General features: G+C 63.2%; 20 protein-coding genes. 12 read left to right on the forward strand and 8 right to left on the reverse strand.

The features are described 5' to 3' along the window. Positions 1-3: 3 nt before the first annotated feature. Both ACT4OC_RS00465 and ACT4OC_RS00470 read left to right on the forward strand, forming a co-directional pair. Entirely contained in the window at positions 4-1,362 is a 1,359-nt protein-coding gene (locus tag ACT4OC_RS00465) for an HlyD family type I secretion periplasmic adaptor subunit (RefSeq protein ID WP_444837121.1), read from the forward strand. Between the two features lie 70 nt (positions 1,363-1,432). Then, positions 1,433-2,992 (forward strand): GNAT family N-acetyltransferase, encoded by a 1,560-nt coding sequence (locus ACT4OC_RS00470; protein ID WP_444837122.1) that lies wholly within the window; start codon positions 1,433-1,435, stop codon positions 2,990-2,992. A gap of 365 nt (positions 2,993-3,357) precedes the next feature. On the opposite strand, the gene ilvD is transcribed toward ACT4OC_RS00470, so the two are convergent. Next, complete coding sequence (gene ilvD, locus ACT4OC_RS00475; protein WP_444837123.1) at positions 3,358-5,199, reverse strand: dihydroxy-acid dehydratase; 1,842 nt, start codon at positions 5,197-5,199, stop codon at positions 3,358-3,360. 192 nt (positions 5,200-5,391) lie between these two features. Between ilvD and ACT4OC_RS00480 the strand changes: the two genes are divergently transcribed. Together ACT4OC_RS00480 and ACT4OC_RS00485 are read left to right on the forward strand one after the other, a co-directional pair. Further along, positions 5,392-5,952, forward strand: coding sequence for a carboxymuconolactone decarboxylase family protein (locus ACT4OC_RS00480; RefSeq protein ID WP_444837124.1), 561 nt, complete (start codon positions 5,392-5,394; stop codon positions 5,950-5,952). Between the two features lie 37 nt (positions 5,953-5,989). Continuing rightward, entirely contained in the window at positions 5,990-6,517 is a 528-nt protein-coding gene (locus tag ACT4OC_RS00485) for a VOC family protein (protein ID WP_444837125.1), read from the forward strand. Positions 6,518-6,627: 110 nt separating this feature from the next. Here ACT4OC_RS00485 and ACT4OC_RS00490 read toward each other — a convergent pair whose 3' ends face one another. Further along, positions 6,628-7,314 (reverse strand): CBS domain-containing protein, encoded by a 687-nt coding sequence (locus tag ACT4OC_RS00490; protein WP_444837126.1) that lies wholly within the window; start codon positions 7,312-7,314, stop codon positions 6,628-6,630. Between the two features lie 212 nt (positions 7,315-7,526). On the opposite strand from ACT4OC_RS00490, the gene ACT4OC_RS00495 reads away from it, so the two are divergent. Beyond that, on the forward strand, positions 7,527-7,982 hold the full coding sequence (locus tag ACT4OC_RS00495; RefSeq protein WP_444837127.1) for a host attachment protein: 456 nt from the start codon (positions 7,527-7,529) through the stop codon (positions 7,980-7,982). Between the two features lie 96 nt (positions 7,983-8,078). Here ACT4OC_RS00495 and ACT4OC_RS00500 read toward each other — a convergent pair whose 3' ends face one another. Continuing rightward, positions 8,079-8,495, reverse strand: coding sequence for a DUF3775 domain-containing protein (locus ACT4OC_RS00500; protein ID WP_444837128.1), 417 nt, complete (start codon positions 8,493-8,495; stop codon positions 8,079-8,081). A 249-nt stretch (positions 8,496-8,744) separates the two neighbouring features. Between ACT4OC_RS00500 and ACT4OC_RS00505 the strand changes: the two genes are divergently transcribed. From ACT4OC_RS00505 to ACT4OC_RS00520, 4 genes are all read left to right on the forward strand, one after another. Continuing rightward, positions 8,745-9,833: an alpha/beta fold hydrolase gene (locus ACT4OC_RS00505; protein WP_444837129.1), complete on the forward strand. Its 1,089-nt coding sequence runs from the start codon at positions 8,745-8,747 to the stop codon at positions 9,831-9,833. A 60-nt stretch (positions 9,834-9,893) separates the two neighbouring features. Then, complete coding sequence (locus tag ACT4OC_RS00510; protein WP_444837130.1) at positions 9,894-10,748, forward strand: 3-hydroxybutyryl-CoA dehydrogenase; 855 nt, start codon at positions 9,894-9,896, stop codon at positions 10,746-10,748. A gap of 181 nt (positions 10,749-10,929) precedes the next feature. Continuing rightward, the gene (locus tag ACT4OC_RS00515) at positions 10,930-11,472 is read left to right on the forward strand and encodes a YeeE/YedE thiosulfate transporter family protein (RefSeq protein ID WP_444837150.1); all 543 of its coding nucleotides are present in this window, start codon (positions 10,930-10,932) and stop codon (positions 11,470-11,472) included. Between the two features lie 10 nt (positions 11,473-11,482). Next, positions 11,483-12,028, forward strand: coding sequence for a YeeE/YedE thiosulfate transporter family protein (locus tag ACT4OC_RS00520; RefSeq protein WP_444837131.1), 546 nt, complete (start codon positions 11,483-11,485; stop codon positions 12,026-12,028). On the opposite strand, the gene ACT4OC_RS00525 is transcribed toward ACT4OC_RS00520, so the two are convergent. From ACT4OC_RS00525 to ACT4OC_RS00545, 5 genes are all read right to left on the reverse strand, one after another. After that, a complete protein-coding gene (locus tag ACT4OC_RS00525; RefSeq protein ID WP_444837132.1) occupies positions 12,025-12,342 on the reverse strand; it encodes an ArsR/SmtB family transcription factor in 318 nt (105 codons plus the stop codon). The genes ACT4OC_RS00520 and ACT4OC_RS00525 overlap by 4 nt on opposite strands. A 74-nt stretch (positions 12,343-12,416) precedes the next feature. Next, positions 12,417-13,352: a hypothetical protein gene (locus tag ACT4OC_RS00530; RefSeq protein WP_444837133.1), complete on the reverse strand. Its 936-nt coding sequence runs from the start codon at positions 13,350-13,352 to the stop codon at positions 12,417-12,419. A gap of 170 nt (positions 13,353-13,522) precedes the next feature. Continuing rightward, positions 13,523-14,902 carry a TRAP transporter large permease gene (locus ACT4OC_RS00535; protein ID WP_444837134.1) on the reverse strand — a complete coding sequence of 460 codons (1,380 nt, stop codon included), beginning with the start codon at positions 14,900-14,902 and terminating at the stop codon, positions 13,523-13,525. A 9-nt stretch (positions 14,903-14,911) separates the two neighbouring features. Beyond that, entirely contained in the window at positions 14,912-15,481 is a 570-nt protein-coding gene (locus ACT4OC_RS00540) for a TRAP transporter small permease subunit (RefSeq protein ID WP_444837135.1), read from the reverse strand. Between the two features lie 175 nt (positions 15,482-15,656). Then, the gene (locus ACT4OC_RS00545; protein ID WP_444837136.1) at positions 15,657-16,706 is read right to left on the reverse strand and encodes a TRAP transporter substrate-binding protein; all 1,050 of its coding nucleotides are present in this window, start codon (positions 16,704-16,706) and stop codon (positions 15,657-15,659) included. Between the two features lie 645 nt (positions 16,707-17,351). On the opposite strand from ACT4OC_RS00545, the gene ACT4OC_RS00550 reads away from it, so the two are divergent. From ACT4OC_RS00550 to ACT4OC_RS00560, 3 genes are all read left to right on the forward strand, one after another. Continuing rightward, entirely contained in the window at positions 17,352-18,470 is a 1,119-nt protein-coding gene (locus tag ACT4OC_RS00550) for a TRAP transporter substrate-binding protein (RefSeq protein ID WP_444837137.1), read from the forward strand. Positions 18,471-18,633: 163 nt separating this feature from the next. Continuing rightward, on the forward strand, positions 18,634-19,125 hold the full coding sequence (locus ACT4OC_RS00555; RefSeq protein WP_444837138.1) for a TRAP transporter small permease subunit: 492 nt from the start codon (positions 18,634-18,636) through the stop codon (positions 19,123-19,125). Further along, the coding region (locus ACT4OC_RS00560; RefSeq protein WP_444837139.1) for a TRAP transporter large permease subunit at positions 19,122-19,452 on the forward strand (331 nt) is incomplete at its 3' end. The genes ACT4OC_RS00555 and ACT4OC_RS00560, both read left to right, overlap by 4 nt.

The following is a 19,452-nucleotide window of genomic DNA, read 5'->3' on the forward strand; positions in this document are numbered from 1 at the left end:
ATCATGTCGGGCAAGAAACAGGTTTCCCGGGATGTCGGAGGAAATGCGACCTGGTATGACTCGCTGCCGCGGTCAACCAGGTTCCCGACCATTGCAGGAGCCCTGATCATGGGCGCCATCGTGGCCGGGTTCGGCGTGTGGGGCAACATAGCGCCGATCGCGGGCGCCGTCGTTGCATCCGGCGTCTTCGTCGCGACCGGCCAGAACAAGATCGTCCAACACCTGGAAGGAGGCATGATCCGCGCGATCCATGTGCGCGAAGGCGATCCTGTCGAACAGGGTCAGTTGCTGCTCGAACTCGATGAGACGGCACCTCGCGCCGAGCTGCGCCGCCTGTTGCTGCGCCGCGTGCGCCTGACGGCCATCGACGCCAGGCTGCAGGCCGAGATGCGGGAAGAGGCCGAGGTGAAGTTTCCCTTTGACATTGAACAGCATTCGAATGGTGAGGTCGCAGAAATCCTGGAAAACCAGCGCCTGGCATTCACTGCGCGCAGAAACAATGTGAACACCGACATCGCCGGGATCATGGAGAGCATCAATGCTCTCAACGAACGCATTCAGGGCTCCAACGTCCAGCTCGATGCGGTCAAGCGGCAGATCGTTCTGCTCGACGACGAGATCAGCACCAAGGCGTATCTGCTGCAGACCGGACTGGTCCGCAAGCCCGAATTGCTGGTGTTGCAGCGGACGAAGGCCAACCTCGAAGGCGAAGTGGGACGAATCCTCGGTGACATCGGCGACGCCAGGGAGCGCATCGCCCGTGCCCATGAGCAGATCAATGGCGTGAGAAGGACGGCGATCAAGACGGCCGTCGACCAGATGCACGAGATACGCGGAGAGCTTGCCGATGTCCGCGAACGGATGCTCGCCGCCAAGGGCGTGCTCGATCGCGTGCGCATCACGGCGCCGGTCCGGGGCATCGTGGTCAAGCTGCGCTATCACACCGAGGGCGGTGTCATCGAGGCCAGCAAGGCCATCATGGAGATCCTGCCGTCGCAGGAGGAGCGGATCATCGAGGCACGGGTGCGCCCGCAGGACATCGACAGCGTCAAACACGGCCAGAAAGCCATGGTGCGCCTGACGGCGCTCAACCAGCGCATCACGCCGATGGTGTCAGGCGAGGTGATCTACCTTTCGGCAGATACGCTGGCCGACGAACGCAAATCCCAGCAGACCGGACCAACGGACATCTACATCGTGCGCGTCAAGCTCGACAGCGCCGAAGCGCTGGCCGTCCCGGACTTCAGCCCGACGCCGGGCATGCCGGCGGAGGTCTATATCAAGACGGCGGAGCGGACATTCTTCCAGTACCTCGTCAAGCCAATTCACGACAGCATGATGCGCGCGTTCCGCGAGCGATGAGCCGCCGTGTCTGGTTAGAGGAGAAGAAGGAAACCAAGAGCGTTGTGACCGGGACAATTGGAGCGAGGCCGTGCAAGTTGAAGTCATAGAGACGATGCCGTCATTTGAACGGCTGGAGCAGGACTGGAACGCTGTCTATGACGCGGATCCCGACGCCCAATTATTCCTGTCCTTCACTTGGCTCGCGAACTGGTTCCAGTGGATCGCCAGCCCCTGGCTCATCCTGGCGGTGAGGGCGAGCGATGCGCCGGACGCTCCCTATGTCGCCTTTCTGCCGTTGCGGACTTCGGTCAAGACGTCGGAGATCCCCTTTCACAATGAACTGAACATGGCGGGCAATTTTGCCGCCGACTACACCGGCATACTCTGCCGGCCGGGCTTCGAGCACCAGGCCATACCGGCGATCGCCCGATGGCTGAAGCAGATGAGCTGGGCTCGCTTCAATCTGGAGAACATCCGGATGTCAGAGGCGCGCTACCGCCTGCTGATGGCCCATTTTCCGAAGGCCACTTTCGAGATCAGCCAGCCCAGCCGCGTTGGCAAGGTCGACGGCATCGACAATACGCTGTGTCCCTTTGCCACGCTTCCGTCGGACTGGAACGGCTATCTTGACGGACTTAGCGCCAATACGCGGCAAAAAATCAGGCGCCTCCTGAAGCAAATCGAATCGTCCGACGAATACCGGATCACGGTGGCCACACCCGAGACGATCGAGCGTGATCTTGATACGTTGCTGCGCTTCTGGGAGATCAAGTGGACGCCGCGCAAGGGCAATCTCGTGCCCTCGCTGATCCGTTCCAACCGGGGGATGCTGATACGAAGCTTCAAGTCGGACTTGCTGTACCTCCCCACACTCTGGAAGGGGGACCAGCCGCTCGCAGTATTGGCAACGCTGATCGACCAGCGCAAGCGCAGCTTCCTGTTCTACATGACCGGGCGCGACGAAACCTTTGACGGGCCGCCGCCCGGCGTGATCCTGCACGCGCACAGCATTCGATACGCGATCGAGAACGGCTTTACCGAATATGATTTCCTGCGCGGCAACGAGTCCTACAAATATTCGTTCGGCGTGAAGGAGCGGCGCATCCGCTGCATCGTGATCGGCACCAAGAATGGACGCAATATCGGCGGCAGGCTCGATCGCCGCACCGTCCCGGCGGCGCTGAAGGAGGTGACCGAACTGCATAAGGCAGGGAAGCTGCCGCAGGCTGAGAAAGGCTACCGGCAGATTCTTGAGGTCGATTCCGAAAATGCGGATGCGATCCACCGGCTTGGCCAGTTGCTGACAAGCACAGGCGACCACACGGCGGCACGGCGGCAGTTCAAGACGTTAACGGCGATCCGGCCCGGTGCGTTCAAGGCCTGGCTTTGCTTGGCGCAATCCTGCGAAGCGCTCGCCCAGCATCTCGACGCCGCCAACGCCTACCGCCAGGTGATCAAGCTGCAACCGAATCTGTCTGACGGATTCAGCGGTCTCGGCCGAATGCTGCACAAGCTCGATCGTGTCGAGCAATTCGACGCGGCCATGGATCTGGTCCTCGACGGTGACCGGCAGGGCACCGAGCGGAACGGTCGGCCCCCGGGTCGTCGTGCGGTCGGAGCCGCGCTGGCCAGTACTCTGTCGCATTAACGCTGGACCGGGACGGTCACGCGTTCCCGGCAGGGATTTGGTTCGGCCACGACGCGGTTCCGACTGCGGAATCGGGGGAGAAGATTTCCTCCGCCGCCGGGTCGAATGGAGCAAGAAACCCACTGCCGAAGCCGGTTTCGGCAAAGCGCTCATTGCTATTTTCGACGATATCTCGACTACTTAGGCCCGAACCCTCATTTTCCAGGTGCGGCCGGCTGTGCCGGCCCATGAGGAAGATGCGATATGGCAAGGGTACGCAAATTGCTGGCGAACGCACAGGGCCGGATCGGCCGCCGGTTCGCCCAGTTCGTCGCCATCGCCGCCGCCAGTCTGCCGTCGGCGGGCGCCTAACCTACAGCCTCAAATCACTCCGGCACGATGCGAACGGCGCCGCGCGCCGCGCTGCTGGCGAATGCCGCGTAGGATTTCAGCGCGGTCGACACCGCGCGCTTGCGCGGCGTGGGTTTCCACGCCGCCTTGCCCCTGGCGACCATCGCCGCACGGCGGCGCTCGAGCTCTGCGTCCGGTACGGCGAGGTTGATCTTGCGGCCGGGAATATCGAGCTCGATGATGTCGCCTTCCTCGACGAGGCCGATCAGTCCGCCTTCCGCCGCTTCCGGCGAGATGTGGCCGATCGATAGGCCCGAGGAGCCGCCGGAGAAACGTCCGTCGGTGATGAGCGCGCAGGCTTTGCCGAGGCCCTTCGATTTCAGATAGCTGGTCGGATACAGCATCTCCTGCATGCCGGGGCCGCCGCGCGGGCCTTCATAGCGCACCACGACCACGTCGCCGGCCTTCACCTTGTTGCCCAGGATGGCTTCGACGGAGGCGTCCTGGCTCTCGAAGATGCGGGCGGGGCCGGAGAATTTCAGAATGCTCTCGTCGACGCCGGCGGTCTTCACGATGCAGCCGTCCTTGGCGAGGTTGCCGAACAGCACGGCCAGGCCGCCATCCTTCGAATAGGCATGCGCGGCATTGCGGATGACGCCCTTCTCGCGGTCGAGATCGACATCGTCAAAGCGGCGGTCTTGGCTGAAGGCAGTCTGCGTCGGCACGCCGCCGGGCGCGGCTTTGTAGAAATTGCGGACCTTCTCGCTCGAGGTGCGGGCGATGTCCCAGCGGTCCAGCGCATCGGCAAGTGTCGTTGCATGCACCGTCGGGACATTCGTCGTGATCAGGCCGGCGCGGTCGAGCTCGCCGAGAATGCCCATGATGCCGCCGGCGTGGTGCACGTCTTCCATGTGCACGTCCTGCACCGAAGGTGCGACCTTGCACAGCACCGGCACTTTCCGCGACAACCGGTCGATGTCGCTCATCGAGAACGGCACCTCTCCCTCATGCGCGGCGGCGAGCAGATGCAGCACGGTGTTGGTCGAGCCGCCCATCGCGATATCGAGCGTCATGGCGTTCTCGAACGCCTTGAAACTGGCAATGCCGCGCGGCAGCACGCCGGCATCGTCCTGCTCGTAGTGGCGGCGGGCGAGATCGACGATGAGATGACCGGCCTCGACGAACAGGCTCTTGCGGTCGGCATGCGTCGCCAGCACCGATCCGTTGCCGGGCAGCGCAAGGCCCAGCGCCTCGGTGAGGCAGTTCATGGAATTGGCGGTGAACATGCCCGAGCAGGAGCCGCAGGTCGGGCAGGCCGAGCGCTCGATCGTCTCGACATCGGCATCCGCGACGTTGCTGTCGGCCGCCGCCACCATGGCGTCGATCAGGTCGACCGCGCGCTTCTTGCCCTTCAGCACGATCTTGCCCGACTCCATCGGCCCGCCGGAGACGAATACGGTCGGGATGTTGATGCGCAGCGCGGCCATCAGCATGCCGGGCGTGATCTTGTCGCAGTTGGAGATGCAGACCATGGCGTCGGCGCAATGCGCGTTGACCATGTACTCGACGCTGTCTGCGATCAGTTCGCGCGAGGGCAGGCTGTAGAGCATGCCGTCATGGCCCATGGCGATGCCGTCGTCGACCGCGATGGTGTTGAATTCCTTGGCGACGCCGCCGGCCTTCTCGATCTCGCGCGCCACCAATTGCCCGAGATCCTGCAGATGCACGTGGCCCGGCACGAACTGGGTGAAGGAGTTCACCACCGCGATGATCGGCTTGCCGAAATCCTCGTTCTTCATGCCGGTCGCGCGCCAGAGACCGCGGGCGCCTGCCATGTTGCGGCCATGGGTGGTGGTGCGGGAACGATAGGGCGGCATCGTAAATCCTTGGGCTGGTTCGGGATTTTTATCGGAATTGCCGCCCTTATGCCCGGCCGGGGCGCAAGACTCAAGGGTGGGCGCGCATGGCAGCACCGCGTAACCGGCCGTTTTGGCCGCCTCGTCTTGATTGGCGTCTCGAAGTCGGGAAACTGCGGATACGAAAACGAGGAATATCCGAGGGAGACCCCATTGGCCCGATTGCCCCTGATCGATCCGCAGGCGACGAGCGGCGATATCCGCGCCTCGTTCGACCGGATGCCGGTGAAGCTCAATATCTTCCGCATGATGGCCCATGCGGAAGCCAACATGATCCCGGCGATGCGGTTCGCCAATTCCATCCTGCACAAGCAGAAACTCAGCCACATCGACCGCGAGCTGCTGATCCTGCAGGTCGCTCGCATCGAGGGCGGAGAATATGAATGGCGGCAGCACGTGCCGATCGCTCTCGGCGTCGGGGTGGCCCAGGCGCAGATAGATGCGCTGGAGGGGGGCGACCATACGGCCCCGGCGTTCGGCGAGGCCCAGCGCGCTTTGCTCGCCTTCGGCCGCGAGGTGGTCGAGAACGTCCGCGTGCCTGATGCCGTGTTCGCCGCCGTGCGAAAGCATTTCAGCGATCGGGAGATCGTCGAATCGATCTTCACCATCGGCTGCTACATGATGATGGCGCGGCTGACCGAGGCGACCGAGACCGATCTCGATCCGGCCGCCGGAATGAGCGTGTTCGACGCCGGCAAGAAGCGGAGCGCCTGATGCCGGATGAGCGGACCTTGACGATGGAAGTCGGTCGATGAGTGCGTTGTTCGGAAAGGTCTGCCAGAACGGCTACGTGGTGCGCGATATCGCCGCCGCCATGAAGTTCTGGACCGAGGTATTGCGCGTCGGCCCGTTCTTCTATGTCCCGTCGGTGAAGGTCGACTGGTTCAGGTATCGCGGCGCCGATTCTGCCGTCGAGATGAGCATTGCGCTCGCCAATTCCGGCGACCTGCAGATCGAGTTGATCCAGCAGCGCAACGACGCGCCCTCGATGTATCTCGATTTCCTCCACGCGCATGGCGAAGGGTTGCAGCACATGTCGTACTGGAGCACGGACTACCAGGCCCTCTACGACCGGGCGATCGCGGCAGGTTTTAAGGTTGGGCACGAAGGCCAGATCGGCGGTCCGAAGGGGCGGTTCGCCTACTTCGAGACATCCGGCCACACCGGCACGGTGATCGAGATATCCGACATCAGCGGCTCCAAGGGCCGCTTCTTCGAGCGCGTGAAAGCGGCCGCCGCCGATTGGGACGGCAGCGATCCGGTGCGCCTGGCCGGGTAGAGCAGAGCATGATCCGGAAAAGTGTGAAGCGGTTTTCCGACGAGATCATGCTCAAACAACAACCTAAAGCGCGATGACTATTCATCCCATCGCGCTTTAGGCCGGGCAGGCTAGTAGCCGTACGTCGGGGCGCGCATCAGGCGGTCGTTCACGCCGTTGACGCCGGGGATGGATTTGGCCGCGACGTTGACGGCCTGCCGCTCCTCGTCGTTGTCGACGAAGCCCCAGAGCTCGACCACGCCTTGGGTCACCATCACGTTCATCTTGTGGGCATGAGCCCAGGGCTGCTGCTTGAGCTCGTCGAGGAGCTTGCTGCGGATCGCCGCGTCCGGAAGACTGACATCGAGCTTCGGCCCGGCGCTTGCGACGGCCTGGATGATGTTCGCGCGGCTGACGATCCCGAGCAGGTCTCCGCTCATGTCCACCACCGGCACGCGCTTGATGTGATTCCTTTCGAACAGCTCCGCGATCTCGTGCAAGGGCGTCTCGGGAACGACCGTTATGACGGTCCGCGTCATCACGTCCTGCACGCTCGTAGCGTGCGACTTGATGTAGTCCGTGGCGAGCGTGCGCGCGTCCGAAAGCATCCACAGCCACCAGGAATAATGGCGCTCCGTTCCGATCTCGGCGCGGCGCATCAGGTCGGATTCCGTAACGATGCCAGCGAGCTTTCCAGCTTCATCGAGCACAGGAACGGCGCTAATGCGCTCCTTGATCAGGAGCCTGGCGGCATCCTGGATGGTTGCGTTCTCACTAATGGTAATGACGGGTGAAGTCATCACATCCCGGGCGATCATGAAGGCCTCCCTTGCTGCGGATGCCCCTGAATATGCGCCATTGTAGCGCAGGAACTTGATGCGCATCAAACGTCATCTACGCTCGACGATTATGTTTTGTTCCACCACGTCCGCGCCGGCATCCGGTCGGGTACCGCGCCGTGCTCCGGGAGCCTCCCGACAGGCTGTCCCCTTCGGGGCCGTGGCTCCCGTTCATCAGGAGTCCCCAAGGGATGAACAAGCTGAGAATACCGCACGATGCATTCGTCTTCGTGGGGGACGGCCGCAAGGCCATCTTCCTGCGCAACGAAGGCGACGAGAAATTCCCCAACCTGAAGACCGAAAAGGTGCTGGAGGACGACGACAATCCGCCGACCCACGAGCAGGGCACCGACAGGCCCGGTGCCCTCGGCAAGGCGATGGGTTCGGGCCGCCGCAGCGCGGTCGAGCCGGCGGACTGGCATGATCTCAACGAGCATCGCTTTGCCAGGACGGTTGCAGGCGCGATCGAGCAGGTGATGCGGGAGAGGAAAGTGCGGGCCCTGGTGATCGTGGCCCCGCCGCGAACGCTGGCGGACCTGCGCAATGCGCTGCATGCCGACGTCGCCGCACGCGTGATCGCGGAGGTCAACAAGGATCTCACCCGTCATCCCGTGGGCGAGATCGAGAAGCATCTCACCGGCGGCTGATGGGGCGGCTCTCGCCCGGCGAAGGGAAGGGGAGCGGCGCGGCAGGTCTGCCGCGCCCGAATAATGGTGAATGCGCGCCGGGTGCGGCGGCCGGCGTCAGAGCGGCCGCTCGAACTCCTCGGCCGAATGACCGAACTGGGAGAGCGCATCTTCGAGATAGTCGCTGAGCAGCGGTATGCCCATCAGATACTGCGCCGTGCGCCTGTTGTGCGCGCGGTCCGCTTCGGAGCGGATTTCCTGCCAGTCGCCGATGTCGCCGTCGCCGCGGCCGAGCCAGGCCAGCGCGACCAGGTCGACCTGCTCGTCCACGTTGAGGCCGCGGATCATGGCGCTCAGCTCGGTCCGGGCGGGATCGGATGCGTGATCTTCCAGCACCGACAGCATGGCGTCGTCGCTGCCATTGGATGCGGAATCGGGATCGGTGACCACGTCCTTGACGTCGAACTGGCGCGCCTTGAGGAGGATCGCGGCGACCTTCTCGGGCGAGATCGCGAGATCGGGAATTTCGTCCATGGCTGTCTCCCTTTGGCAGCAATTGCAGTCTAACCTAGCGCCTGCCGGCCCCGCGCCCTTGAGAAAGGTCAAATGAAAGGTCAAATGACCGCATTGAACAATCGATCCTCTGGCGGGATGGTTCCTGCGGAGGATGAGACGCCGGAGGCAGCGCGGCGGGCCGGCGATACCGTGAGCACGCGCATGGGCGAGCCATCGGACAAAATTCAGAGGCCGGCCCCTTCGGGCGCAGCCTGGCCGCAGGATCCGATGCTGTGGCCGTATGCTGCCGGCAAGTTCGCCGTGGATGCGATGTTCTGGTGGCTCGATCGGGGAGCCGAGCGCGCCGCGCCCGCCGACAAGCCGGAGCTGCCGTGGACCACGCCGAACAGGGTTGCACTCGAGCTTGCCACCATGCGCCTGCGCGATTTTTCGCAAGGGAGCGGCCAAGGGAGCGGCCAAGGCAGCGGCGGCCGGCCGGTTCTGATCTGTGGGCCCTATGCGCTGCACAGCACGCTGATCGCCGACTTCGCCCCCGGCCACAGCATCGTCGAGCGGCTGCGGCAGAGCGGCCTCGATCGCATCTTCCTCACCGACTGGCGCTCGGCCTCGCCCGACATGCGCTACCTTGCGATCGACCAGTACCTCGCCGACCTCAACGTCGCCGTCGATGAATTGGCGGCGCCGGTCGATCTGATCGGCCTGTGCCAGGGCGGATGGCTGTCGCTGCTCTATGCCGCGCGCTTTCCGGAAAAGGTGCGGCGGCTGATTCTGGCGGGCACCCCGGTGGACCTGTCCGTCGATTCCGGACTGGTGCGGCTGGTTGGCAGCGCGCCGCAGGCGGCGTTCGAGGGAATCGTGGAAAGCGGTGGCGGCATCGTCAAGGGCGCGCATATCCTGCGGTTCTGGAGCCGCGCCGCCGACACCGCCCTGGTGCTGCAACGGACGCTGTCACCGGATTCGGCCGCCGACCGCGAATTGCATGAGCGTTTCGTGCGCTGGCACGACGAGACGGTGGATTTGCCGGGCACCTACTACCTGCAGGTGGTGCACTGGATCTATCGGGAGAACCGGATCGTGAACGGGACGTTCGTGGCGCTCGGCCGCCCCGTTCGCCTCGGCGACGTGAAGATCCCCGTCTTCCTGCTGGCCGGCAGCGACGACGAGATCGTCCCCTCGCCACAGGCGATGGCGACGGCCTCGCGGCTCGGCACGCCCGCGATCCAGATCGAGCGTGCCGTCGTGCCCTCCAGCCATCTCGGCCTCTATCTCGGCAGCCAGACCCTCGCCGCCGCCTGGCCGCGGATTGCCGATTGGCTGCAGGCCGATCGGGCGGTTCCGGTCGCAGCCCGGCTCTGATATCAGGGCGGCATGGATAGGGGCGGCGCCGGCCGCCCCACGGAACAGGGACGAAACGACATGATTGAATCGGTAGGCATCGTAGGGGCGGGCACCATGGGCAACGGCATCGCGCAGATCTGCGCGGCGGCCGGGCTCGGCGTGACCATGGTGGACATTTCGGATGCCGCGGTGAAGCGGGGGCTTTCCACCATCGACGGCAGCCTCGACCGCCTGGTCAAGAAGGAGAAGATGAGCGCCGCCGACCGCGAGGCGGCATTGGCGCGCATCGATGCGACGACCGACAAGGCAAAGCTCGCCAATTGCGACCTCGTCATCGAGGCTGCGACAGAGAACGAGGAACTGAAGGTCAAGATCCTCAAGGATCTCTGCGCGACCCTGCGCCCGCAGGCGCTGATCGCGACCAACACGTCGTCGATCTCGATCACCAAGCTCGCCGCCGCGACCGATCGTCCCGATCGCTTCATCGGCATGCACTTCTTCAACCCCGTTCCGGTGATGGCGCTGCTGGAGCTGATCCGTGGCCTGCAGACCTCCGACGACACCCACGCCAAGGCGGAAGCGTTCGCCAAGCGTGTCGGCAAGGTGCCGATCACCGCGCGCAACAGCCCGGGCTTTGCCGTCAACCGCATCCTCTGCCCGATGATCAACGAGGCGGTGTTCGCGCTGCAGGAGGGGATCGCCACAGCCGAGGAGATCGACGCCGGCATGAAGCTCGGCTGCAATCATCCGATCGGCCCGCTGGCGCTCGCCGACCTGATCGGCCTCGACACCATGCTCTCGGTGATGGAGGTGTTCTACACCGGCTTCAACGACCCGAAATACCGGCCCGCGCCGCTGCTCAAGGAAATGGTCGACGCCGGCCGCCTCGGCCGCAAGAGCGGCCGCGGCTTCTACGATTACGGCAAGAACTGACGCGGCATGCGCAAAGGACGGGGGCCGCTGCACTCCGCAGCGGCCGCGTCACCCGAGTTCGCTGGCCTCTATACTTTAGATATTGCTAAATTAGAATTTGTGAATACAATCGCCCGCAATGCCGCATGATGTTCGCGCTGGACCATGGCTGCATGACGGGGGAGAGACGCGCGTGACCACGATCACCCATGATATCGCTCACGAAGTTCGACGGACGTCGCGGATCGACTGGTCGCCCTACCTTGTCGGTTCCGGAATAGGGATCTTGAGCTGGGTCGCATTCGGGCTGTTCGGCGATCCCCTCGGTGTCACGACGGCCTATTCGCGCATCGCCTCGCTGTTTGCAGCGCCGGTGATCGGCGCGGACGCGGTTGCGCAGAACAGCTACTGGAAAAGCATGCCGCTGAAGTGGGATTATGGCGTGTGGTTCCTGGTCGGCATCCCCCTTGGCGCCTTCGTGTCGGCGGTGCTGTCGGGCACATGGCGGCTCGAGCTCGTGCCGGAGGTCTGGGAAGAGCGCTTCGGGCCTTCCGTCATCAAGCGCTTCGTTGCGGCCTTTCTCGGCGGCGCCGTCATCATGTACGGCGCGCGGCTGGCCGGTGGGTGTACCAGCGGTCACGGCATTTCCGGCGGCTTGCAGCTCGCCGTTTCGAGCTGGCTCTTCCTCGGGGTGATGTTCGCCACGGGTCTTGCCGTGTCCGCCCTGATGTTCCGGAAGTCGTGAGGAGGTCCCGATGACGACGATGCTGGCGATCTTCGGCCCGCTGCTGATGGGCGGTGCGTTCGGCTTCCTGCTGCAGCGCGGCAAGGTGACGAGCTGCAACGTGATCGAGAACCAGTTCCGCCTGCGCGACTTCACGGTGCTCAAGGTGATGGGCACCGCCATCGTGGTCGGCGGCATCGGCGTGCTGCTGCTGATCGATACCGGCAACAGCAAATACTACGTCAAGGACGCCAACATTCTCGGCGTTGCACTCGGTGCCGCGCTGTTCGGTGTCGGGATGGTGGTCTATGGCTACTGCCCGGGAACGGCGCTGGGCGCGATCGCGTCGGGCAGCGTTCATGCGCTGGTCGGCGCGCTCGGCATGGTGGCTGGGGCCATTCTCTACGCGCTGAGCTTCGACTGGCTGAAGAGCCACGTGCTCAATGTATGGAAACTCGGCAAGATCCGGTTGCCCGACATCACGGGTGTGCCGGACGCGGCCTGGTTTGTCGGCCTCGCGGTTTGCGCCGCGTTGTTCTTCTGGTGGATCGAATCCAGGGGCGCCAGGAAGGCCTAGCGGCCCCTGCGCCCGCAGAACAGCCGGTGCAGGGTCGAGAACAGCTCCTCGATCCGCGGATCGGCGATGCGATACCAGATCGTCTGGCTGTCGCGGCGGAACGCGACCAGACCCTCGCCACGCAGCTTGGCAAGGTGCTGCGATAGCGCCGAATTCGACAGGCCGACCTCGTCGGCGAGTGCGCTCACATTGGCCTCGCCGAGCTCGACCAGCTTGCACAGGATCAGGAGCCGGTGCTCATTGGCGAACATGCGCATGAGCGCGGCCAATTCGGTCGCTTTCTTCTCCAGCGTGGCTGTGTCGGGCTTGCGCATGCCGATCATCAATCACAGCCGGCCGCGGATCGTCAACAACCGACCGGCTCGACCGGACGCGGTCACGGCCTGGTTTAGAACGGCGACGCTGCTGCCCTGACCGCAGCCTCGCTGCGACGCGCGACTGGAGCGACGCCGACGGGCGTCGTCCCGGCCTGCTGCACGGGCGCGCCGAGCGCTGCCGTCTCGGTGCGATAATGCGGCAGTTCGCCCTCCAGCGAATAGAACACGCAGAGCGCGAGACTGGCCCACACCGCGCCGCTGAAATACAGCGACATCCAGGCGATCTCGCCCTTCCAGTGGGCGATATCGTGGGTCTTGATCCAGCGCGTGGAGACGTCGCGCAGGCCCTCGAGCAATCCGAGCAGCTGGTTGCCCTCCGCGACGTTGGCGCGCCAGCGGCTGAAATACATGGGAACGTCGACCGTCATCAGAAAGGCGAGGTAGCCGACGATCCCCGCGATCGACAGCACGAGCACGATGCGCGCCGCGCCGTGGAATTCCGGCAGCAGCCGGACGAGGCCGATGCCGACCAGCAAGAACGCGACGGCCCACAGCGAATTCTCGATCGCGTTGTAGAGGAAGTTGGTGGTCACCACCGCGTACCAGGAAAAGCATTCGGCGATCAGGATCAGCGGCACGATGATCCATGCGACGTGCAGCACGGTGTCCGATCCGGTGATCGTGCCGAGCTGCTGCAGGATGATCGCCCATTGCAGGACGAAGCAGACCTCGGCAACCGTGGCGACGGAGCGTCCGACCAGCACGCTCGACAGCCAGGTGTCGAACAGGCAGATGCGCTGCACGTCCGCGCGCGGCAGCACGGAGCGGAAGGCGCAGCCGAAAACGTAAGTCCCGCAGAGCAGCAGCATCAGCTCCATGCTGCCGACCGGCTGTGCGCGCAGCTCGCGATAGAGCAGGAGCCACAGCACGATATTGACCGTGCTGACCAGCGTCAGCATGGCCCACCACCACGCCAGGGGATTTTGTCGCGTACGCCACAGGCTCATTCCACCGCTCCACAGAATTAATCGAGCTGACACTCAGCTGTATTAATTCTGTCATGGAACGAGGCGAGTCACGACAAAAAATCGCGAGCGCGCTCCGTCATATAACTGTCATAAAACGCCTGCGGTCGGGAGGGAGCCGCCGTGGCATGCGCCGACGGCGGCGATTGCCCTCAGTCGAGGAATCCGAAGCGCCGCGGCAGCCAGAGGACGATCTCCGGGAAGATCATGCACAGTGCCACCGCCGTAAGCTGCAGCATGACGAACGGAACGATGCCGCGATAGATGTGCTTCATGGTCACCGACGGTGGCACCGTGCCCTTCATGTAGAACAGGGCAAAGCCGAACGGCGGGGTCAGGAACGCCGATTGCAGGTTCACCGCGATCAGGATGGTGAACCACAACATGAAGTCCTTGTTGGTCGCCAGATGCGGCTCGAAGCTGAGCTTGGTCAGGATCGGCCCGAAGATCGGCAACACGATCAGGCAGATTTCGAGCCAGTCGAAGAAGAACCCCATGATGAACACCAGCACCATCACGAAGATCATGATCTCCCAGCCGGTGTTGATGCCGAGCGTCTTGAGGATCTCCACCACCAGGTCGTCGCCGCCCAGAGCGCGGAACACGAAGGAGAACAGCGTCGCGCCGAAGACGATGAAGAACACCAGCGCGTTGGTCAGCGCCGCGCTCTCGATGACTTCCTTGAGCATCTTCATGTTGAGGCGCTTGTTCCACGCTGCCAGCGCCAGCGCGCCGGCCGAGCCGGTGCCGCCGGCTTCGGTCGGCGTCGCGAAGCCGCCGAAGATCGAGCCGAGCACGACGAAGATCAGCGCCGCTGGCGGCAGGAAGCTGCGCAGCACCATGCGCAACATCTCGCCACGCGTCTTCGGGCCGATATCGGCATGGAGCGGCGGCGCAAGGTGTGGCTTGGCGAACGCCAGGATGCCCTGGTAGACGAGGTACAGGGCCGAGAGCGCGAGTCCGGGAACGATCGCGGCCGTGAACAGCGTGCCCACCGAGATCGTCAGGATGTCGCCCATGATCACCAGCATGATGCTGGGCGGAATCAGGATGCCGAGCGTTCCGGCCGAGGCGATGGTGCCGACGGAAAGCTCCTTGGAGTAGCCGGCGGCCAGCATGGTCGGCAGCGCGATCAGCGTCAGCATGATGACCGAGGCGCCGACGATGCCGGTGGTCGCCGCCATGATGGTGCCCATCAGCGTCACCGACATGGCAAGACCGCCGGGGACGCGGCGCGTCAGCACTTGCAGGGCCTTCAATAGTTCGTCGGCGACGCCGGATTTTTCCAGGATCGTGCCCATGAAGACGAACATCGGCACTGCGATCAGCACCGGGTTCTGCACCGCCTGCCCGAAGATGCGCGGCATCAGGCTGCCGAACTGGGCCGGCCGGAACACGTCGAACATGACGCCGAGGGCGCCGAACGCCAGCGCGACGCCGCCGAGAACGAACGCCACCGGATAGCCCACGAACATGATGACCGTGAGCACGAGAAACATCAGCACCGCGAGGTGATCGGCAATCCATTCCATGATCGTCCCCTAGCGGTTCGGCTGAGATACGGCGGGCGCGCCGGCTTCGGCGGCCAGGTGCGGCGGTCCGAAAAGGCCGACCAGCTTGCGCAGCAGGACCGACAGGACTGCAAAGTCGAGCAGGACCAGGCCCAGGAACAGGCAGCCCTTGATGATCCAGCGGTTGGTTAGCCCGTTCGGCGCGTCGGAGCTCTCGTTCTGCAGGTACGACACCACGACGAAGGACCACGAGTAGTAGGTCGCGAGCGCGCAATAAGGGATGGCGAAGATGGCAATGCCGAAGATTTCCAGCCAAGCCTGGCGGCGCCAGGGCAGGTGGCCTGTGAAGACGTCGATGCGCACATGCACGTTGCGCACATAGGCGTAACCTAGCCAGAACAGGAACAGCATTCCGTGCAGGTGCCATTCGAGTTCCTGGATCGGCGTCGAGCCGAATCCCGGAAGCTGGAAACCCATTTTGCGGGTGATCACGTCCCAGCAAATGACGATGACCAGCGCCAGGAAAAGCCAGCCGAAGATGCTGGCGATCACTTGCAGAATTCGATCGATGCCACGGGAGACGGCAAGCATGCTTTCCATCGAAACGTCCTAATCCCCAAGAATTCTAATCCCCAAGAATTCTAATCCCCAAGTATGCGACGGCGGGAGTCTGCCGGATTTGCGCAAACCGCGGTCGTCGCGGCGGGCCGAAGGCTCCGGCGTGCAACACGCGCGGGGTGCGGCCGCCACCCGGCGACCGCACCCGTCGGTGCGATTACTTAAGATAGCCCCGTTCGCGCCAGATCTTGTACGTGTCGCGGAACTGGCTGAGCGAGTCCCAGGCCTTCTTGAACTCCGGGCTCTTTGCGGCTTGCTCGGCGGCAACCACCTTCCACTCCTTCTCGAACGCGGCCAGGAATTCCGGCGACCAGGTCATCAGCTTGACGCCCTTGCCCTCGATGTCCTTCATCGCCTTCGGCTGCACCGCCTCGCCGACGCTGATGCCTTTCATCACGGTCTGGTCGCAGGCGGCCTCGAGCTGCGCCTTCTGGGTCGCCGACATCGAATCCCATTTGTTCTTGTTGATGATGAGGTCGCCGAACGTCGCCTGCTGGTGCCAGCCCGGGAAGTAGTAGAACTTCGCGACCTGATGGAAGCCGAGGCTGAGATCCATCACCGGCATCGAGAACTCGGTGGCGTCGATGGTGCCGAGCTGAAGCGCCTGGAAGATCTCGCCGGCCTGGAGCAGCTGCGTCGATACGCCGAGATTCTGCATCACGTTCGCGCCGAGCCCGAAGAAGCGCATCTTGAGCCCCTTCAGGTCGGCGACCGTGGCGATCTCCTTGCGGAACCAGCCCGACGCTTCCGGCGGGATCAGGTGGCAGATCACCGAGTGGATGTTGTACTTGGCGTAGAGCGCCTGCAGCATCTTCTCGCCGCCGCCCTCCTTCATCCAGGCGAGGTACTCGCCCATGCCCGGGCCGAACGGCACGGTCGAATAGACCGCAAAGGCGATGTCCTTGCCGGTCCAGAAGCCGGGCGTCGCCCACGCCGCGTCGAGCGCGCCGGACGAAACCGCGTCGAACGCCTGTGCCGGCGGCACCAGCGAGCCGGGCTCGAAGAATTTCATCTCGATCGAGCCGCCCGAGAGCTTGTTGACCTGGTCGACCGTGAATTTTGCATTAGGTCCGAGCAGCGCAAGCGTCGAGGCGAAGTTCGACTGCATCTGAATGCGCACTTTCTTGTCCTGGGCGGATGCCGTCTGGATTCCCAGCGCCATCGCCGCAGCTATCGTCAGCCCTGCAATTCTTGAGATTGTTGACATCGTTCCCTCCGGTTAAAGCAACGGCGGAGGTTGTCCGACATACGACCCGATGCGTCCCCCCGCCTTACGACCCGGCGGACGTTGAGCGTCCTTGCCGCGTCGTTCCAGTCTGGGATGCCGGCACTTTCTGGCTACGGCTTTTTTCTTCGTCGCGTTCTATTTTTTTATTGGTTGCGTTTCTTGTGTGCCGAGCCTTGCATCCCTGAGGCGACATTCCCACTCATAGGCTGCGCTTTGTCAAGGAAGAGTAGCGCCGAAATATTTGGCGGGACGTGTGCTGCTTCGTCATCGACTGCGGCATCGTGCCCTTCATGGAGAACGGGGCAAGTCCGATTGAAGATCATGATCTCCTGGCCACTGTGCTGAATGCCGTGAGTATCTCCTCCGCCAGGTCGTCGCCGCCCGGGGCGAATAACCGAGAATGATCACGATCATTGCGCGTGCGCTCAAGCGCTTGGCCATGCAATTGCCACCGCTGGCAGGGGCCACGGTCGTTCTCTTTGCTGCGGCGCCACCAACAAGTTCGCGGCCCCATTGCCGCCCGACAGAGGTCTTCTTGACAGCGCTACCATCCCATCCGTAACCTCACCTCACAAAATCAAAAAAAAGATCAACAAGGAGAAACTACCAAACGGAGGGAATACGATGCTCAGATACACGTCTGTTGTCGTGGCTGCGGCCTTCGGACTCGTCGCCACCTTTACGGAGCCGGCCAAAGCGCAGGCTCCGGTACCCAAGCCCCTCGTGCTGAAGGGGCAGTCGACCCATCCGGCGTCGGCAAACTTCCATCTGATCTTCAAGCTGTGGGCCGAGACCGTCGAAAAGATGTCCGGCGGCCGTCTCAAGATCGAGACTCTGCCCGCCGGCGCGATCGTTCCCCCGTTCGAGGTATTCGACGCAACGTCGAAGAACGTCCTCGACGTCGGAATGGCGCCGTTCGGCTACATTCTCGGCCGCAACACCGCGACGATCCCGATGTCGCATGGTCCGCTGTTCGGCATGGACGGAAGCGACTACTGGGCCTGGTACTATGACGGCGGCGGCATGAAGTTGCTGGAGGAGTTCTATCGCGACGTCCTGAAGCTCAACGTCGTCGGCTTCCCGATCCCGACCGATTACCCGCAGGGAATGGGCTGGTTCAAGAAAGAGATCAACAGTCTGGCCGACCTCAAGGGACTGAAGTACCGCATCTACGGTATCGGCGCTGAAACCTACGGCAGGCTTGGCGTGTCGGTCGTCACCATACCGGGCGGCGAGATCGTGCCCGCGATGGAACGCGGCGTGATCGAAGGCGCCGAATGGATCAACTGCGAGGAGGACAAGAAGCTCGGTCTGCACCAGGTCGCAAAGCACTACTACACCCCTGGCATGCACGAGCCCGTCACCGGCGGCCAGTTGATGATCAACGGCGATGTCTGGAAGAAGCTCACGCCGGACCTGCAGGAGATCATGAAGGTCGCCAGCGTCTATGCCACGACGCAGCGCAACTTTGCCTTCAACCGCGAGACTGCGCATGCCTGCCAGGAGCTTATCAAGGCGGGCGTCCAGATGCATCGCACGCCGGACGAGGTCCTGAAGAACTTCCTCGACGAGTGGGAGAAGATCCAGGGCGAGCACGCCGCCAAGAACCCCTTCTACAAGAAGGTGATGGACAGTCAGAAGGCCTATGCCGAACAAATCGTCCCGTTCAAGCTCTCCTGGTTCCCGCCCTATAACTTCGCGGGCGAGTACTACTGGAAGGACAAGGTCTATCTGAAGAAGTGATCCGCTTTCGCGCGCAACTGGCGTCGTTGATCGACGCCAGTTGCTTTTCCAACGGGGATCATTCATGTCGACCAACGGCGGAGCCGCGTACCCTGCGGGCGCAGGGAGCGAGTTTCCACAAGCGTTCTACACGATCATTCGGGGCATCGACCGATTCACGGACGTGTCCGGTAAGTTCATCGCCCTGACGATGCTGTTCCTCGTGGCGACGATCTCGTACGAGGTCGTGATGCGCTACGGGTTCAATGCGCCGACCATCTGGGTCTACGAGTCGAGCTTCATGGCCAATGGCGCGGCCTTCATGCTCGGCTGCGGATATGCGCTATTCAAGGGTGCGCACGTGCGGACCGATATCTACTGGGAGACTTTTTCGGAGCGCACCAAGGGGATCATCGACATGATCTCCTACATCCTGCTGTTCTACCCGGTCATGATCACATTCATGGTGGTCAGCTACGGCGACGCGTTGCATTCCTGGGACACCGGCGAGAGGTCGCAGGAAAGCGTGTGGCGCGTGATCATGTGGCCGTTCCGGGCCACCATCCCGCTGGCTGCCGTCCTTCTGATGATCCAGGGCGTGTCGGAAGTGCTGAAGTGCTGGTACCAGATTCAGTTCGGGCGTGAGTTCGAGCACAAGGAAAAGGTCGAGATATGACCGGACTCGAACTGCTTGGCCTTGCCATGCTGCTGGTGATGTTGGGCGCGATCTTCATCGGCCTGCCGATCAGCTTCACGCTTTTGTTTCTTGCCGGTGTGTTCGGCTACATCGGCATGGGGCCGCGGGTACTCAACCTCGCTTATCTGCAGACCATCGGCATCATGAAGCAGGACGAACTGGTCGCAGTGCCCATGTTTATCCTGATGGGTTTCGTCTGCGATCAGGCCGGCCTGATGGAACGGCTGTTCAAGGCGTTTCGCGATCTGTTCGCGCCGATGAACGGTGCGCTTTACGTGGTGGTCATCGTCACCGCGACGCTGTTCG

Source organism: Bradyrhizobium sp. (genome assembly GCF_052389815.1).
Lineage (GTDB): Bacteria > Pseudomonadota > Alphaproteobacteria > Rhizobiales > Xanthobacteraceae > Bradyrhizobium.

What these genes read in the sequence shown, in the direction of transcription:
- ACT4OC_RS00525 (WP_444837132.1), bottom strand. Translation starts at nt 12,342, where the DNA reads ATGCGCAAGCCCGACACAGCCACGCTGGAGAAGAAAGCGACCGAATTG.
- ACT4OC_RS00540 (WP_444837135.1), bottom strand. Translation starts at nt 15,481, where the DNA reads ATGGAAAGCATGCTTGCCGTCTCCCGTGGCATCGATCGAATTCTGCAA.
- ACT4OC_RS00535 (WP_444837134.1), bottom strand. Translation starts at nt 14,902, where the DNA reads ATGGAATGGATTGCCGATCACCTCGCGGTGCTGATGTTTCTCGTGCTC.
- ACT4OC_RS00465 (WP_444837121.1), top strand. Translation starts at nt 4, where the DNA reads ATGTCGGGCAAGAAACAGGTTTCCCGGGATGTCGGAGGAAATGCGACC.
- ACT4OC_RS00500 (WP_444837128.1), bottom strand. Translation starts at nt 8,495, where the DNA reads ATGGACGAAATTCCCGATCTCGCGATCTCGCCCGAGAAGGTCGCCGCG.
- ilvD (WP_444837123.1), bottom strand. Translation starts at nt 5,199, where the DNA reads ATGCCGCCCTATCGTTCCCGCACCACCACCCATGGCCGCAACATGGCA.
- ACT4OC_RS00550 (WP_444837137.1), top strand. Translation starts at nt 17,352, where the DNA reads ATGCTCAGATACACGTCTGTTGTCGTGGCTGCGGCCTTCGGACTCGTC.
- ACT4OC_RS00485 (WP_444837125.1), top strand. Translation starts at nt 5,990, where the DNA reads ATGAGTGCGTTGTTCGGAAAGGTCTGCCAGAACGGCTACGTGGTGCGC.
- ACT4OC_RS00530 (WP_444837133.1), bottom strand. Translation starts at nt 13,352, where the DNA reads ATGAGCCTGTGGCGTACGCGACAAAATCCCCTGGCGTGGTGGTGGGCC.
- ACT4OC_RS00505 (WP_444837129.1), top strand. Translation starts at nt 8,745, where the DNA reads ATGCTGTGGCCGTATGCTGCCGGCAAGTTCGCCGTGGATGCGATGTTC.
- ACT4OC_RS00520 (WP_444837131.1), top strand. Translation starts at nt 11,483, where the DNA reads ATGACGACGATGCTGGCGATCTTCGGCCCGCTGCTGATGGGCGGTGCG.
- ACT4OC_RS00495 (WP_444837127.1), top strand. Translation starts at nt 7,527, where the DNA reads ATGAACAAGCTGAGAATACCGCACGATGCATTCGTCTTCGTGGGGGAC.
- ACT4OC_RS00510 (WP_444837130.1), top strand. Translation starts at nt 9,894, where the DNA reads ATGATTGAATCGGTAGGCATCGTAGGGGCGGGCACCATGGGCAACGGC.
- ACT4OC_RS00545 (WP_444837136.1), bottom strand. Translation starts at nt 16,706, where the DNA reads ATGTCAACAATCTCAAGAATTGCAGGGCTGACGATAGCTGCGGCGATG.
- ACT4OC_RS00490 (WP_444837126.1), bottom strand. Translation starts at nt 7,314, where the DNA reads ATGATCGCCCGGGATGTGATGACTTCACCCGTCATTACCATTAGTGAG.